The 16,586-nt window shown below is 59.5% G+C and carries 12 protein-coding genes; 10 read left to right on the top strand and 2 right to left on the bottom strand.

Annotation, left to right across the window (positions count from 1 at the left end; translation table 11 throughout):
- Positions 1-149: 149 nt before the first annotated feature.
- The 10 genes from AC0L37_RS09090 to AC0L37_RS09045 all read left to right on the top strand — a co-directional run bounded on the left by AC0L37_RS09090 (position 150) and on the right by AC0L37_RS09045 (position 14,295).
- The gene (locus tag AC0L37_RS09090) at positions 150-2,078 is read left to right on the top strand and encodes an ABC transporter substrate-binding protein (protein ID WP_282221362.1); all 1,929 of its coding nucleotides are present in this window, start codon (positions 150-152) and stop codon (positions 2,076-2,078) included.
- Positions 2,079-2,157: 79 nt separating this feature from the next.
- Positions 2,158-4,266, top strand: coding sequence for a family 10 glycosylhydrolase (locus AC0L37_RS09085; protein WP_282221363.1), 2,109 nt, complete (start codon positions 2,158-2,160; stop codon positions 4,264-4,266).
- A 22-nt stretch (positions 4,267-4,288) separates the two neighbouring features.
- The gene (locus AC0L37_RS09080) at positions 4,289-5,275 is read left to right on the top strand and encodes an ABC transporter permease (protein ID WP_212658053.1); all 987 of its coding nucleotides are present in this window, start codon (positions 4,289-4,291) and stop codon (positions 5,273-5,275) included.
- An 83-nt stretch (positions 5,276-5,358) separates the two neighbouring features.
- A complete protein-coding gene (locus AC0L37_RS09075) occupies positions 5,359-6,450 on the top strand; it encodes an ABC transporter permease (RefSeq protein ID WP_282222995.1) in 1,092 nt (363 codons plus the stop codon).
- Positions 6,451-6,461: 11 nt separating this feature from the next.
- Complete coding sequence (locus AC0L37_RS09070; protein ID WP_282222996.1) at positions 6,462-8,210, top strand: ABC transporter ATP-binding protein; 1,749 nt, start codon at positions 6,462-6,464, stop codon at positions 8,208-8,210.
- Between the two features lie 4 nt (positions 8,211-8,214).
- Positions 8,215-8,991 (top strand): 2-oxo-tetronate isomerase, encoded by a 777-nt coding sequence (otnI, locus tag AC0L37_RS09065; RefSeq protein ID WP_282221364.1) that lies wholly within the window; start codon positions 8,215-8,217, stop codon positions 8,989-8,991.
- Positions 8,992-9,001: 10 nt separating this feature from the next.
- Positions 9,002-9,877 carry a 2-hydroxy-3-oxopropionate reductase gene (locus AC0L37_RS09060; RefSeq protein WP_282221365.1) on the top strand — a complete coding sequence of 292 codons (876 nt, stop codon included), beginning with the start codon at positions 9,002-9,004 and terminating at the stop codon, positions 9,875-9,877.
- 87 nt (positions 9,878-9,964) lie between these two features.
- Positions 9,965-12,076 (top strand): beta-galactosidase, encoded by a 2,112-nt coding sequence (locus AC0L37_RS09055; RefSeq protein ID WP_282221366.1) that lies wholly within the window; start codon positions 9,965-9,967, stop codon positions 12,074-12,076.
- A gap of 157 nt (positions 12,077-12,233) precedes the next feature.
- Positions 12,234-13,388, top strand: coding sequence for a mandelate racemase/muconate lactonizing enzyme family protein (locus AC0L37_RS09050; RefSeq protein ID WP_282221367.1), 1,155 nt, complete (start codon positions 12,234-12,236; stop codon positions 13,386-13,388).
- 571 nt (positions 13,389-13,959) lie between these two features.
- The gene (locus tag AC0L37_RS09045) at positions 13,960-14,295 is read left to right on the top strand and encodes a GIY-YIG nuclease family protein (RefSeq protein ID WP_348984701.1); all 336 of its coding nucleotides are present in this window, start codon (positions 13,960-13,962) and stop codon (positions 14,293-14,295) included.
- A gap of 98 nt (positions 14,296-14,393) precedes the next feature.
- Here the strand turns inward: AC0L37_RS09045 and AC0L37_RS09040 are convergent, their stop codons facing one another.
- Positions 14,394-15,458, bottom strand: coding sequence for a DUF4062 domain-containing protein (locus tag AC0L37_RS09040; RefSeq protein ID WP_282221368.1), 1,065 nt, complete (start codon positions 15,456-15,458; stop codon positions 14,394-14,396).
- A gap of 294 nt (positions 15,459-15,752) precedes the next feature.
- Positions 15,753-16,571 (bottom strand): hypothetical protein, encoded by an 819-nt coding sequence (locus tag AC0L37_RS09035; RefSeq protein WP_473315245.1) that lies wholly within the window; start codon positions 16,569-16,571, stop codon positions 15,753-15,755.
- Positions 16,572-16,586 lie beyond the last annotated feature (15 nt).

Below are 16,586 nucleotides of genomic sequence, written 5' to 3'. Positions count from 1 at the left end.
TGTCTGGCGGGTAAGGCAGTATGGCTGACCAACTTACGCACATTCGGCAATTTTTTTGCACATAACGCTTTACCTAACAAAAGCTATACGCAAGCCTGCAGCTAGCCGCTAACATGTTACAAAACAGCGCGGCTGAGGAGGAGTTCGATATGGTTAGAATAAGCCGACGCGCGTTTGTCGCTGCCAGTTCCGCCTTTGTGGGTGCGATGGCAGTCCCTGGACTGATCCGCGCTCAGGAGGCAGTAGAATCCCCGTCATTGCAGGCCCAGGTTGATAGCGGCGCATTGCCACCCATTGACCAGCGTCTGCCTGAAAATCCCCTGGTCATCACCCCGACCGAGCGCCCCGGCAAACAGGGCGGCGACTGGCGCCATGCTCTGGTTGGCGGCGGTTCGCTGTCGATGATCGTGCGCTATCAAGGCTATGAGCCACTGATCCGCTTCACGCCCGATTGGTCCGGTCTGACGCCTAATGTGGCCGAGGGCTATGAGGTCAACGATGATTCAACCGAATATAGCTTCCGCCTCCGCAAGGGGCTGAAGTGGTCAGACGGCGCGCCCTATACCACCGCAGATATTCAGTTCTGGTATGACGACATCCTGACCGACACCGACGTCTCCAAGGGCGGATCAAGTTTCTGGAAAGTGGATGGCGAGTTTGGCAAGCTGACGATCATCGACGATTTCAACTTCAAGGTGACGTTCAAGGGCCCCAACGGCTTCTTTGTCCAGCGTATGGCCTGGGCCCGTGATGATCACACCACGCAGGCACCGCGCCACTACCTCGAGAAGTTCCACATCAAGTACAATCCCGATGCCGACCAGCTGGCCAAGGAAGCCGGCCTGGAAAGCTGGATTGCTCTGTTCCAGCGCGAAAACGGTCTGGATGACGACAATACCTTCTTCGCCAATTCCGAGCGTCCCACGCTGATGGCCTGGACCTGGCAATCCGCGCCGGGTCAGAATACCGAGCAGGCGATCGCTGTTCGCAACCCCTATTATTTCAAGATCGATACTGCGGGCACGCAACTGCCTTATTTTGATCGCGTCGTGTACCAGATGGTCGCCGACCCAGAAGTCCTGCTGCTCAAGACCCTGCAGGGCGAGATCGACATGATGGACCAGTACATCGCCACACCGACCAACAAGCCGGTGCTGTTTGATGGGCAGGAAAGCGGCGATTACGGCTTCTATACGCTCAAGGAAACCGCCGCCAATGTCATGGTGTTCCAGCTCAACCTGAACCACACCGACGCCACCAAGAATGCGCTGTTCAATACCCGCGCCTTCCGCGAGGCGATGTCGGTGGCCGTGGATCGCCAGGCGCTGATCGACGCGGTGTTTGTGGGGCAGGGATCTCCGGCCCAGCCAAGCATCAACCCCGATGATCCGCTCTACAATGAGCGGCTGGCGACCCAGCACACCGAGTATGATCCGGACGCAGCCAACGCGTTGCTCGACACGCTGGTGCCCGAGAAGGACGACAGTGGCTATCGACTGGATGCCGAAGGTCGGCGTCTCTCGATCATCTTCGAGATCGACCAGAGCCGCACGACCTTCACCGACATGCTGCAACTGGCCATTCCGATGTTTCAGGCCGTTGGCATCGATGCCCAGGTCCGCACCATGGATCGCTCGCTCTGGGAAACGCGCGTCCGCAACGGCCGTGAGTTTGATGCTACCTGTCATCAGTTCGGTGCCAATGGCGGCGTCGCGGCCATGCTCGATGCCCGCTACTTCGTGCCGTTCAATTCCAATGCGCTCTACGCGCCGGGCTGGAACCTCTACTACACCGAGCCGACCAATCCGCAGGCAATCGAACCGACTGCCGAGATCAAGGCGCAGCAGGACCTGTACCGCCAATTGCTGGCGACAGGTAATCCGGAAAAGCAGAACGCCCTGATGTCAGAACTGCTGGAAAACGCTGCAGACCAGTTCCTGGTGTTCGGCGTCAGCCTGCCACCGGACGGCTACGGCGTGGTCAAGAACGACATGGTCAACGTGACCAAGACCATGCCCAATTCGTTCGGCTGGCCAACCCCGGGGCCAACCCGGCCCGAGCAGTTCTTCAAGTCCTGAACGACGCTTTGACGATGATTTCCCCGCTGGCCCGCAAGGGTCAGCGCGGGCTCCCTGTATCTCGCATTCAGAGGCTGGCATGGACGCTCTTGCAACGCCGACCAATTCTCATCTCCGCCAGCCCGACTGGTATCGTTCCGCAACGCGCTGGACGCAGTTGACGCTGGCTGAAGATGATCCGGTCAAATACGACCCCGATCAGTGGATCGATATTTTCAAGCGCACCCAGTCCAACGCGACCTGTCTGAGCGCTGGTGGATATGTCGCCTACTACCCCAGCAAGGTGCCTTATCACTATGTCTCCAAGTTTATCGGCGATAGCGACCCCTTTGGCGCACTGGTCGAGGGCGCGCGCAGCCTGAACATGCACGTCATGGCGCGCGTGGACCCACATGCCATCCATCAGGATGCCGCCGACGCGCACCCCGAATGGATCGCCGTCGATCGCGACGGCAACAAGCGCCGCCACTGGGCCTTTCCCGATGTCTGGGTGACCTGCGCCTATGGCGATTACAACCAGAAATTCATGCCGCAGGTGATCCGCGAGATTGTCGAGAACTATGACATTGACGCCGTGTTCGCCAATCGCTGGCAGGGCCATGGCGTGTGTTACTGTGATAGCTGCACCACCCGTTTCAAGACTGCGACCGGCCTGGACCTGCCGCGAACCTCAAGCCTGGACGATCCGGCCTGGATGGGGTGGACCGCGTGGCGCCGCCAGGTGTTGACGCAACTGGTTGTCGATTGGGACGATCTGGTCAAATCCATCCGCCCCAATGCCAGTTTCATTCCCAATATGGGCGGCGTCTCGCTGACCGAGTTCGATCTCGGTCTGATCGAAAAGCACTGCCCATTCCTGGTGGTCGACGATCAGGGGCGCCGGGGCACGGAATCGATCTGGATGGCCGGTCGCAACGGCAAGCGCATGCGCGCCACGTTCCGCGAGCGTCCTGCCATCCTGATCACCTCGATTGGCCCCGAAGAAGAACATCGCTGGAAGGATTCAGTGACCACGGGACCCGAAATCCAGTCATGGATCACCAATGGCGCAACCCACGGCATGTTGCCCTGGTTCACCAAGTTCAATGGCGTGGTGCCTGACCAGCGCTGGATCCAGCCGGTCGCCGACAGTTTTGGACTGCATGCCCGGCTCGAACCGGTGTTGGCCAAACTGACGCCCACCTCCCAGATCGCATTGCTCGATCCCGCAACCACGTTGCGGCATCACGGCCAGGATACGCGCCGCGCCGCCGAGGCCGATGATCTGGGGTTTTATCAGGCTCTGGTCGAAGCCAAGCTACCGTTTGAACTGGTCTCCGATCAGGCGATGACGCCGGCTATGCTGGACAAGTTCAAGGTCATCATTCTGGCCAATGCGGTCTGCCTGTCAGATGCGCAATGCGCCATGCTGGCAGACTATGTGGCCCGCGGTGGCAGTCTGGTGGCGGCTAACGAGACCGCCACCCGCAATGCCAATAACGAGCCGCGCAATGCCCTTGGTCTGGGTGACGTGCTGGGCGCGAACCGCCTCAACGCCATGCGGGGACCGGTCAAGAACACCTATGTCTCCTTTGCGGGAGATCACCCGATCAATGCAGGTTTTGACGGGGCCGAGCGGATCATTGGCGGCACGCATCTGATGGCGGTTGAGCCCATCTCGGGCGCCACAGCGCCTGTGCTCTACGTGCCCGACTTTCCTGACCTGCCGATGGAAGAAGTCTACCCGCGTCAGGAGCCCCAGGGCGCTGCTATGGTCGTGCGCGAGCATGATAGTGGCGGCCGCACCGTGTTCATTCCGTGGAATATCGGCGCGATCTTTCACGACGTACAGGCTCTCGACCATAGCCGCATGATGACCAATGCGGTGCGCTGGGCACTCGGTGGTCGGCCCGAGGTGGAACTGAGCGGGGCCTCCGTGCTGGACGTCGCCATCCGCGACAATGCCGATGAACGCGCTGTGCTGCTGTTCAATCTGACCAATCCGATGATGATGAAGGGCCCGATCCGCGAGTTCTACCCCGTGGGCGAGCAGACCGTGAGCATTGCAATTCCGACGGGCAGACAGTTGGCGAGTGCGCATTTGCTGGTGCGCGGCACCACAGCGGCTGCAACGGTGAGCCAGGGACGGGTGACCATTACGGTCCCCGATATTGACCTGCTCGAAGTCGTACACGTCGTTTGGGCATAGGAGCGGCTTGGGCCGGACACAAATGCTGAAATACATCATCAAGCGACTGCTCTACATGATCCCGACCCTGTTCGGCATCTCGATGATCGCCTTCATGATCATCCAGCTGCCGCCGGGCGATTATCTTACCTCGCTGATCGCCCGCATGAGCGAGAATGGCGAGAATGTCGACCCCGCCCAGATCGCGCAGTTGCGCGCTGTCTATGGCTTCGATGACCCGATCTGGGTCCAGTATGGCAAATGGATCAGTGGCATCCTGTTCCGTGGCGATTTTGGCTATTCCTTCGACTGGAACCGGCCGGTTTCGGAACTGATCTGGGAACGTATGGGCTCGACCCTGGCCATATCGGTTGCCGCGCTGCTGTTCGTGTGGGCCGTGGCACTGCCCATCGGCATCTTTTCAGCCATGCGCCGTCACTCCGTGGGCGATCACGTCGCCACGCTGTTCGGGTTCATTGGCCTGGCCATTCCCAACTTCATTCTGGCCCTGACGCTGATGTATGTGTCCTACAAGTATCTGGGGCAGAATGTTGGCGGCCTGCAATCGCAGGAATTCATCGACGCGGCTTGGTCGATGCCCAAGTTTCTTGACCTGCTGGCCCATCTTTGGATCCCGGTCATCGTGATCGGCACCTCCGGCACCGCGGCGCTGATCCGCATCCTGCGCGCCAATCTCACTGACGAGTTGAACAAGCCCTATGTCGTGACGGCCAAGGCCAAGGGGCTGCCCGAATACAAGGTCGTGCTGAAATACCCGCTGCGTATCGCGCTCAACCCCTTTGTTTCCGCGATTGGCTGGGTGCTGCCCGAGCTGATCTCCGGGGTCACCATCACCGCCATCGTGCTCAATCTGCCAACCGCCGGGCCGCTGCTGCTGCGCGCCCTGGTGTCGCAGGACATGTATCTGGCCGGCAGTTTCATCCTGCTGATGGGCGCGCTTACCCTGGTGGGCATGCTGATCTCGGACATTCTTCTGGCCCTGCTTGACCCAAGAATAAGGTTCAACTGATGACCGCGCACAGCTTTATCACCGATGATCTCGAAAGCGCCCCGGCCACCAGCGCACTGGCAACCGGCACCGCACCCGAGAACATGGCGGCCGCAGGCCAATGGACCCTGATCTGGCACAAGTTTCGCCGCAACAAGGTGGCGGTCTTTGCCGGCAGCCTTATCCTGATGCTCTACTTTATCGGGCTGTTCGCCGAGTTTCTGGCGCCCGCCTTGCCCGAGGCATCGCGGCCGCAGTTCACCTACGCGCCACCGCAGTCGATTTCGCTGTTCGCACCGGCCGAGGATGGCTCAAGCCGTTTCCTGCCACATGTCAAAGGGTACACCCAGAGTGTGGATCCAGAATCGCTGCGCCGGACTTTCGTGGTCGATGACACGCTGATCGTGCCCATCGGATTCTTCGTGCGCGGCCCGGAATATAAGCTCTGGGGTCTGATCCCGGCAGATCTGCACCTGATGGGGCCGCTCAAGGCCACCGACACCATGTATCTGATGGGCAGCGACAAGCTGGGCCGTGATCTGCTGAGCCGTCTGATCTATGGCACCCGTATATCGATGTCGATCGGCCTGGTCGGCGTGCTGGTGAGCCTTTGTTTTGGTGTCACCCTGGGCAGCCTGTCAGGCTTTTATGGCGGCTGGGTGGACATGACCATTCAGCGGGGCATCGAGATCATCAGCTCCATGCCAACCATTCCATTATGGCTGGGGCTGGCGGCAGCGATCCCCATCACGTGGTCGCCTCTTCAAGTGTACTTCATCATCACCCTTATCGTGTTGCTGTTTGGCTGGACCGGGCTGGCGCGAGAGGTCCGTGGACGGTTCTTCGCGCTGCGCAGCGAAGACTTCGTTACTGCCGCGCGTCTGGATGGTTCGCGTGAACGTCGCCTGATATTCCGCCACATCCTGCCATCACTGACCAGCCACATCCTGGCTGTGGTCACCCTGGCACTACCAACGATGATCGTCGCCGAGACGGCGTTGAGTTTCCTTGGCATCGGGCTCAAGGCGCCGGTCGTCTCCTGGGGCGTGTTGCTGCAGGACGCCCAGAACGTGCGCACGATTGCCACTGCGCCCTGGCTGCTGATCTGGCCCGCCGGTGCCGTGGTGATCGCGGTGCTGTCCTTCAACTTCCTCGGTGATGGCATGCGTGATGCCGCCGATCCGTACGAAAGCTGAGGCTGATGACCATGCAAGATACGCTTCAACAGCCGCACGCCAACATCTCCACCGAGGATGCCGATATTGTCCTGTCGGTTGAGAACCTCAGCCTCGACTTCCGTCTGCGCACCAATATTCTGCACGCCGTGCGCGATGTCAGCTTCGTGCTGCGCCGTGGTCAGACCCTGTGTCTGGTCGGTGAAAGTGGATCTGGCAAGAGCGTCACGGCACGGGCGCTGCTGCGCATTCTCGATCGCAATGGGTCGATCACCAGCGGCAAGATCCTGCTGCGTGGCAAGGAAGCGGAAATCGATATCGCGCCGCTCAATGAACGCAGCCGTGAACTGCTGCACATTCGCGGCGGCCGCATCGGTCTGATCTTTCAGGAGCCGATGAGCTCGCTTTCGCCCGTCCACACCATTGGCTCTCAGATCATTGAGGCGGTGCAACTGCATCGACGCATGAGCAAGCAGGAAGCCCGCGATGAAGCCATCGCGCTGCTGCGCCAGGTGGAAATTCCCGACCCCGACAAAATGGTGGACCGCTATACGTTCGAGTTTTCCGGGGGCATGCGCCAGCGGGCGATGATCGCGATGGCGCTGGCAGCCGATCCGGAAATCCTGATCGCAGACGAGCCCACCACAGCACTGGATGTGACCACCCAGGCTGAAATCCTGGATCTGATCCGCCGACTGCAGGTCAGCCGCGGTATGGCCATGCTGCTGATCACCCATGATATGGGGGTCGTCGCCGAAGTGGCCGATGCTGTGGCCGTCATGCATTATGGGCGCATTGTCGAGCAGGGCGGGGTAGACGACATTTTCCACGACGCCCAGCATCCCTATACCAAGCGGCTGCTGGCCGCGACGGTCAAGCTCGAACAGGGGCACCTGCAGCGCGCCGCCAAGCCTGCGCGTGATGGCGTTACCCCCGTGCTGCAGGTACGCGACCTAACCAAGGTCTATGGAGCCACCACCGGCTGGCTGGGCTCAAACAGCTATGCGCTCAAGGCGGTGGACGAGGTCAGCTTTGACCTGATGCCTGGGGAAAATCTCGGCATCGTAGGCGAAAGCGGATCGGGCAAGACAACGCTTGGCCGTCTCATTTTGCGGACTGTCGAACCCACATCGGGCTCGGTGCTCTATCACCGCAATGACGGCGCCGATGCGCTTGAGGTGACTTCGCTCGACAAGGGCGGCCTGAGAGACTTCCATCGCGATGTTCGCCTGATTTTTCAGGATCCTTTTGCCTCGCTCAATCCGCGCATGACGGTGCGCCAGATCGTTGCCGATCCCCTCATCGTCAGTGGCACCATGCATGGCGCAGAGCTCGATGATCGGGTTGCCGAACTGCTCGAACTGGTGGGGCTCGATCCGCTGACCATGGAGCGCTATCCGCACGCCTTCTCCGGCGGCCAGCGTCAGCGTATTGGCATTGCCCGCGCTCTGGCTCTGGATCCCAAGGTAATCATCGCCGATGAGGCGACGGCGGCACTCGATGTCTCGATCCGCGCCCAGATCCTTGATCTGTTGCTGCAGATCCAACAGCGGCTGTCGCTGAGCTTCATCTTCATCTCGCACGACATCTCGGTGGTCCGCTATTTCTGCGACCGGGTCGCCGTTATGCACCGCGGCAAGATTGTCGAGCTGGGCGACACCGAGCAGATCTGCACCACACCGCAACAACCTTACACGCAGAGCCTGATCTCTGCCGTGCCCAACCCGAACCCGCGTCATAAGCGCATGATGCACCGCACGCGGTTCAACAAACAGGGATAATCCAGTGCCACGTTTTGCTGCCAATCTATCGTTTCTCTACGCCGACCTGCCGTTTCTCGACCGCTTCGAGGCAGCCGCCCGCGACGGCTTCGGCGCTGTCGAATATGTCGGTCCTTACGCAGAAGATCCCCAGGCCATTGCCGCACAACTGGTCAAGCACAAGCTTGAACAGGCGCTGTTCAACCTGCCTGCGGGCGACTGGGCGGGTGGCGAACATGGCATTGGTTGCCTGCCAGATCGCATCGAGGAATTTCAGGCTGGGATTGCTACGGCAATTGAATATGGCAAGGCACTGAACTGCAGCAGGATCAACTGCCTGGCGGGAATTGCACCCAAAGGCGTTGACCATGGTGTGCTGCAGGATACGCTGGTGAAAAATCTCGCCTATGCCGCACCCAGACTGGCTGATGCAGGCATCAAGTTACTGCTTGAACCCATCAACTTGCGGGACATTCCGGGCTTTTTTGTTTCCACGACCGATCATGCCGAAGCCGTCTTCGAGGCCGTGGGATCCGACAATCTGTTCCTGCAATATGACATCTACCACACCCAGGTGATGCAGGGTGACCTGCTGGCCACCTATGAGCGGCTGCGTGAGCGGATCGCCCATATCCAGATCGCTGACAATCCCGGCCGCAACGAACCCGGAACTGGCGAGATCAACTATCCAATCATCTTCGCGACCCTCGAAAAGCTCGGCTATGCCGGCTGGATCGGCTGCGAATACAAGCCTCTGGCTGGCACCAGTGCCGGTCTGGGCTGGATGAAACCTTATCTGTGAGGACGTCAAAATGAACATCGGATTTATCGGCCTTGGTGTCATGGGATCCCCCATGGCGGGCCACCTGATTGCCGCCGGGCACAGCGTCTTCCTCAATCGGGTCAAGCCGGTTTGCCAACATCTGGTGGAGCAGGGCGGCACTCCGCTCGACAGTGCCAGGGCTGTTGCCCAGGCCGCGGATATCATCATCCTGATGCTACCCGACACCCCGGACGTCGACGCTGTCCTGTTCGGACCCAATGGCGTCGCCGAAGGTCTGAGCAAGGGCAAGCTGGTGATCGACATGAGTTCGATCTCGCCTGTCCAAACCCAGGCCTTTGCCGCCAGGCTTGCCGATCTGGGGTGTGACTACCTCGACGCTCCGGTCTCCGGTGGCGAAGTTGGCGCCAAGAACGCCGCGCTGACCATCATGTGCGGCGGCACGACAGCTGCTTTTGAACGCGCGCGGCCGCTGCTCGAACTGATGGGCAAGAACATTACGCTCGTCGGTGACGTTGGCGCTGGCCAGACCTGCAAGGTCGCCAACCAGATCATCGTCGGCCTGACCATCGCCGCGGTCAGCGAGGCCATGACCTTCGCCAAGGCAGCTGGAGCCGATCCGGCCAAGGTCCGCGAAGCGTTGATGGGAGGCTTTGCCGCCTCGCGCATTCTCGAGGTGCATGGCGAACGCATGATCAACCGCACATTCGATCCCGGTTTCCGTATTCGCCTGCATCGCAAGGATCTGGGTTTGGCCGTTGACGGCGCCAAGGCGCTGAACCTGGCGCTACCCAACACCGCGACAACCCAGCAATTGATGAATTCAGCGATCGCCCGCGGCGATGGCGACAAGGACCACTCCGCCCTGATCCTGACCCTGGAAGCCCTGGCCGGCCAGACCGGCTAGCCGACCAACGTATCGCGACCCAATCCATTCCTGACGGCAAAACCCCGTTTTGCCGAACGCTTGAACTTTGCCTCAAGGAGCCAAGAAATGTCGTTGAAAGATGTCCCTCAAGTCCCATTTGGGGCGGTATATTTCCGCAAGTCCAACCCACCCCGCGAGGATTGGGAGCGCGATTACGGGGTCGCCAGCCAGGATGGCCTGAATGTCTTCCGTCACTGGTTCATGTGGAGCGCCATTGAGCGCAAGCCGGGCCAATATGACTGGGCCGAATTCGACCGCCAGCTCGATCTGGCGGCCGAGAACGGCATCAAGACCATTATCGCCGAACTGATCCACAGTGTGCCGGACTGGGCGATGCGCAAATTTGCCCATGCACGCCAGCTGCGCGGCGACGGCACGCCGCTGCCCTCGACCATGGGCCAGTCGTCAGCCACTGGCGGCTTCGCCAATAATGGCGGCGGGGCAGGGGCATTGACCCTCAACTGCCCCGAGGTCAAGGAAGCCGCCGGCAACTTCCTCAAGGCGCTGGTGACCCGCTACAAGGGGCACAAGGGCCTGCTCGGCTATGACGTCTGGAACGAGTGCAATTACTCGCCACTGGTGGATTATTCCGAGTTCACCAAGCAGGCGTTTCGCGACTGGCTCAAGGCCAAGTATGGCGATCTCGAAACCCTCAGCCAGGCCTGGTACCGCTACAGCCACGCTGACTGGCTCGATGTCGAGCCACCGGTAGAGATTGGTCCCTATCCCGAAAGCCTGGACTGGGTGACCTTCAAGCGCGACAATTTCTACGAACAGATGCAGTGGCGCATCGATCTGGTGCGGAGCATTGATCCCGATTGCCTGATCGCCGCCCATGGCATTGCCGGCGCCATCCCCAACATGATTTCTGGCGGCTGCGATGACTGGCTCGCCGCCTCCAAGGTCGAGCTCTATGGCATGACCTGGATCCCAGCGCGCAAGGGCAACCAGCCATGGCGCAACTTCTTTGGCGCCGACCTGACCCGCGCCGCATCGCGGGGCAAGCCGTTCTGGCATGCCGAGCGCCAGGGTGGCCCGCTATGGATGCAGCCACAGGTACTTGGCCGCGACAAGGATGATGGGCGCGTCGCCGAGCCTGACGATATCAAGGTCTGGACCATGACGTCGTTTGCCGCCGGGGCCACGGGCGTACTCAACCTGCGCTATCGCCCCCTGCTCGATGGGTCGCTGTTTGGCGCCTTCGGCTCCTACGGCATGGACGGCTCGCGCACACCGCGCTCCGACATGGCCAGCGGCATGGCCAAATGGGCCAATGCCCCCGAGCAGGCCGCCGTGTTCAAGGCGCGGCCGCGCAAGGGTGATATCGGCATTCTGGTCATTCCGGAGGCCCAGGCCTGGGATTACCTGCTCAACCACAGGCATCAGCCTACCACCTATGGGGATGCCATGTGGGGTGCCTATCGCGGGTTCTTCGACAATGGCATTCAGGCCGACTGGGTTCATATCGACGACATTGCGCACTATGACGCCATCTACGCGCCATACCCGATCTCGCTGAACTCGGAGAATGCAGCACGTCTGGCAGCATGGGTGAAGGCCGGCGGCAAGCTGATCAGCGAAGCCTGCCCGGGCTATTTCGGTGATCGCGGCAAGGTCGGCACCGTGCAGCCCAATAACGGGCTCGACGCCATCTTTGGCGCCCGCGAAACCGAGGTCGAGTTCATGCCCGATATTGGCGACCGCGTGGCCTTCGATCTCGATGGCAACACGGTCACCGGGGGCGGCTTCCTGCAGGCCTATGAACTGGCCGGCGGTGTGGAGCGCGCGCGCTTTACCGATGGGCGCCTCGCCATTGTCGAGCATCAGGCGGGCACAGGTAAGACCCTGCTGGTGGGCAGCAATCCCTCCATCACCTATTTCCGTACCTCGACTGACGCCAATCGTGAGTATTTCGCGGCGGTCTTTGCCTGGTTGGGCAAGACCCAGCATGTCACGCTGGGCAATAATGCGGTGCAGGCACGCCTGCATGACGACGCCACCGGCAGCTATCTGTGGATGATAAACCACACCCGCGTGCCCCAGACCAGCAGCGTCACTATCGGCGACAAGGCGCCTGCCGGTTTCGATACGCCAAGCTGGATCGATGAGGGGACGGTGCTTGAGGGTTCCAGCGTCACGCTGCCGCCACGCGGGGTGCTCGTCGTCCGGCTCCGATAGCCACAACACGGATCACCCCTCCTGCGCCCGACCGGTATCCCATCGGCCGGGCGCTGTCGTCTTTCGCCTGGGTTCTGCGCCAGGCTTTGGCCGCAGCCAACATCGGGTTTATGCTCAAACCGCGCAGGACAATCACCGACCGGCAAGGACGCCCAGAATGAAGATCACCAATATCGTGTGCTATGCCGTCAAGGTCGGGGTGCGCAACCAGCTGCTGGTCAAGGTCGAGACCGATGAGGGCATTTACGGCTGGGGCGAGAGCGGGCTCTCGAGCCGGGAAAAGGCCGTCGTTGGCGCTATTGAGCACTTTGCCGAATTCCTGATCGGGAGGGATCCCTTTGCCATCGGCGCCCTGTGGCAGGAAATGTACCGCAGCCAGTATTTTGAAGGCGGCCGCGTGCTCACCGCGGCCATTTCGGCGATCGACATCGCGCTCTACGACATCAAGGGCAAGGCCCTTGGCGTGCCGGTCCATCAGCTGCTGGGCGGCAAGCAGCGCCATCATATCCCGACCTTTGCCAGCACGTTTGGCGAGCCCGGACCGGCCATGATCGAACAGGCCCAGATGCTGGTTGATGCTGGCTGGACCGCGATGCGGCTATCGCCTTCAGGCCATGAAAACAAGGACATCTACGAGCCGCGCGAACACATCGCGCCCTCAGCCAAGTGGTGCACCAGGGCACGCGAAGTGCTGGGCCCGGACATCGTGCTCGGCATTGATTATCACCACCGGCTCAGTGTCGCCGAGGCTGCCAGCTTCTGCCAGAAAATGCCGCGCGGCACGCTGGATTTCCTCGAAGAACCGATCCGCGACGAAAGCCCCGCCGCCTATGAAGCCCTGCGGCGCCTGACCGATATTCCCTTCGCCATCGGCGAGGAATTCTCCAGCAAGTGGCAGTTCCTGCCCTTCATCGAGCGCGACATCCACCAGTTCAACCGGCTCGATGTCTGCAATGTGGGTGGGCTGACCGAGGCGATGAAGATCGCCGGCTGGAGCGAGGCGCACTATGTCGACATGATGCCGCACAACCCGCTGGGGCCCATCTGCACTGCCGCCACCATTCACTTCTCGGCCTGTGTCGCCAATTTTGCCTGGCTGGAAACCCGCGCCTCGCCTGCCGAGACCCATCTCGGTTTTGACGATTCCGCATTCTTCCCCGTCAAACCCGAGCTGAACCGGGCCGTCTATATCGTCCCCGACACCCCCGGCCTGGGCGTGGAGGTCAATGAGGCCCTTGTAGCCAGACAGAGCTTTGCCTTCAGCGAAGCCCCCCATCTGCGCCGCCGCGACGGCTCCTTCACCAACTGGTAGGGCCTGGCCGTTACCGGCACGGCAGACGCGTCAAGCTTACCGCAGGCTGCGGGACGGTTTGGCTGACGCCCGGCTTGGACGCGCAAATTCGGCGACTGGCAGAAGGCACAGGCAAATCCGCATGACGATGCGCCGCCCGGCCGGATTGGCCTCGCGGGTACACGGGTAACGGGCGGCCGTTGACCCGGCCAAGGGGTAGTGTGTGGTGGGGAGCCAAGGGCCGCCCGTCACGAACCGGTTTTGCGCGAGGGTCGGTTCAGCCTGCGCCGGTATTTCAGACGCGACTGCCGCTTGCCCCACTGGACAGGCGCCCCCATCCCCCGGACCGCCCACCCGATCCTGCGTTGGAACCGGTGACTGGTGGGAACGGGGACATGATGGCATGGGGCAGTGGGGGCGGGGATAAGTTTGCGGGAGCAGTGGATCCCCGCACACGGTGAAGTTCCGACCGCCGCCTCGCTTCGCGCCCGAAGACAGGTTCCGGCTGGCGCCGTCCTGAGGTCTTTCCACGCATTATGAACGTTGGGCTCTCTCAGGATGGATTCCGGCCTGCGCCGGAATGACACCGAGAGTGTTGAAGGTTCTCAGCGACAAAGCCATTCTCAGTCGCATGGACAAGGTTTTTCTCGTCTACATCATGGCCAATCGCAAGCACGGCACGATCTATACCGGCGTGACCAGTGATCCCGCAGGCCGTGTCTGGCAGCACAAGAACCATGTCTTCAAGGGTAGCTTCACCGACCGCTACGACTGCGACAAGCTGGTCTGGTACGAGGTGCATGACGATCCTGAGGCCGCCATCACCCGCGAAAAGCGCATCAAGGATTGGCACCGTCCCTGGAAGGACCGGCTGATCGAAGCCATGAACCCGGACTGGCGCGATCTCTCAGCTGATGTGGGGCTATGACGCGGCTATTTCCGCACCCACGGTGTCACCCCGGCGCAGGCCGGGGTCCATCCTGAGGTTTATCCACGCGCACGGACAGCTAACGCTCGCTTGAACCGCTAATATGGAGACTTCTCTGCCAAAGATTGCGCCACAAATCGACGACCTTTTTCAGTCAGCATCCATATGTAATCTGAAGTGTCCACTCCAGCCGAATTAGTCGATACAACATAATCCGCATATATCAATCCGAGGGCCTCAAACTGATGGCGGAATTGCTCTTTTGTCGGCGATACTAGTGAATAAATATTGAACGCTGGAAATGAGTCACTCAGGTGATCAATGCCGTGGGAGATAGCCAATTGCTCAGGAAGCTCTATGGCTAGCCTCCGCTCATTAAATTTCTTGTGGATGTAGCTTTGTAGCAGAAGAAACACTTCTTTCCACGATGAAGTTGTAGTGATTCCGTCCTCCGTACTTACTGCCTTGTATTCCTCACCTTCTTTCTGTCGCTCAAAGTGATCTACCGAATATTCCACTTCAATTTCGGATTCAATAGAGGCAATGTTTCTCGGGAAGTTGACTTCTTCTGATACGGAATTGGCGAGCTGAGTTTGTAGGTATTCCACTCGGGCTCGCGCCGACGCCAGATCCTCGAAAATTTTGGGATCGACCGCCTGATCTCCTCGCACCCATCCCAAACCTGGATTAAGCGTGGCCTCTTGGCCTAACGCAATAACAACGCTCGTGGCCAAATCTGCGGAGTTGTCCCAAAAATCCACCATAGCGCTCGCACTCAGCTTGGTGCGAAATGCAGCGAGCTTAGCCACATGATCCGGATTACTGCTATCTGTCTTTGAAGCGGATATTGCGTCCGGGTGCTTATGAAGAAATGCTAGCGCGGGTATCCCTTTTTTCTGAGCGTATTCGTATTCCTTTTCAGTATAGCTAACAGAATCGTCAGCAAGACTGCCATATCTGCCGCCAATAACAACTACGTAGTAGTCGCGCCGATCAATTACTCTCTTAATAAACTCAAATTGTTTCTGGCTAGAGGCGGGGAATAGTTCCATCCCTTCCGGGACATACCCCGCCTTGGCTATAGCCTCGCTTATTTTCTTGCGCTCTTCTGTGAGATCGGAATATGTAGAGCTAACAAATACATGAAATATTTTTTGAGCCATGGAATTTAATACCCGAAAGACTAATGGCCGCTGAAGGCGGCCATTAGTTCGATGATTATTACTATTGTGCCGTTCGCCATAGTTCAGGTGTTGAATAGGGCGCTAACCCTTTGATTTATATGAGTGCGCCTTTTGCAATACGTCAGAACGGCTGGTATTGACGAGATCACAATCTTGGGTCTGGAATTACCACAGTTTTGGTCCTATAGCGCCAGTTGGACGAACAAACGTTGCCGTGGACAAAAAAATGCCCCGGGAAACCCCGGGGCGCTGGGAATTGATAGTTCAAGTTTGTTATCGAACCAGATGTTCTCGGCGGTACACGATTGCACCGCACTCCAGCCAATCTGGAACCGGGAAGACCTCATTCTCCTCCAGCTCCCGGCGAAGTCGCCTAGAGTTTAGATTTTTCTCTCTGGCAAGATCACGCAAGGAAACAAACTCCTTGCGGAGTTCGTTATCGACCGCTGTCGTAACTATTGTTACAGGGCATCGATTGATCGGATTTATTGCTTGCGTGCCAGAAATAAGTCCGTTGGCGATCAACTGGGTCGCAGCGCGATCTGTAAGGCCAAATGAATCAGCGAATGCCCTCGTCGGAACACCATCGAGTGGGTTTAGACGAACCAATGACTTCAGTTCTTCCAAATCGACCATAACACTTGCAAATCCGGTGAGCGAAGCATCACGTCCTGTCCAGCTTAGGCGACGTTCGAGGACCAGCTGGACTACGTCTTGCACCTTGCAGTTCGCGCGAGCGGTCGCGTTCGCTATGGACATCCTGGAGAGCTGGCCTTGCTCAAGGGATCCACTTTTCACTTCAACGGCACCCTCCAGCAGGCGTGCCATGAACCGGTCGAGATCGGTCTTTCTATAGAGGGGTTCGATTCCTGGATGTTCAAGAATGGGGCGAAAGAACACGCGTTTCATAGTCTTCACCTGTGTTCTTGTCATGGAAAGGTAGTCGACGATGTCCTTGGCCGGAATTCCGTCTGCGATGTCCTTGAGTAGCTGTTCAGCGGCTTCGACAGCGAAAGTCAGCTGATTGTCCGCCACCGTCTGATGGTTCGCAGGTAACAACGCCGCGGCCGCAAGTATCTTGCGGATGGTCAAAGCGTGTATTCCAAA

The organism is Devosia sp. J2-20 (genome assembly GCF_055808475.1).
This window is presented reverse-complemented; position numbering and strand designations above follow the sequence as displayed.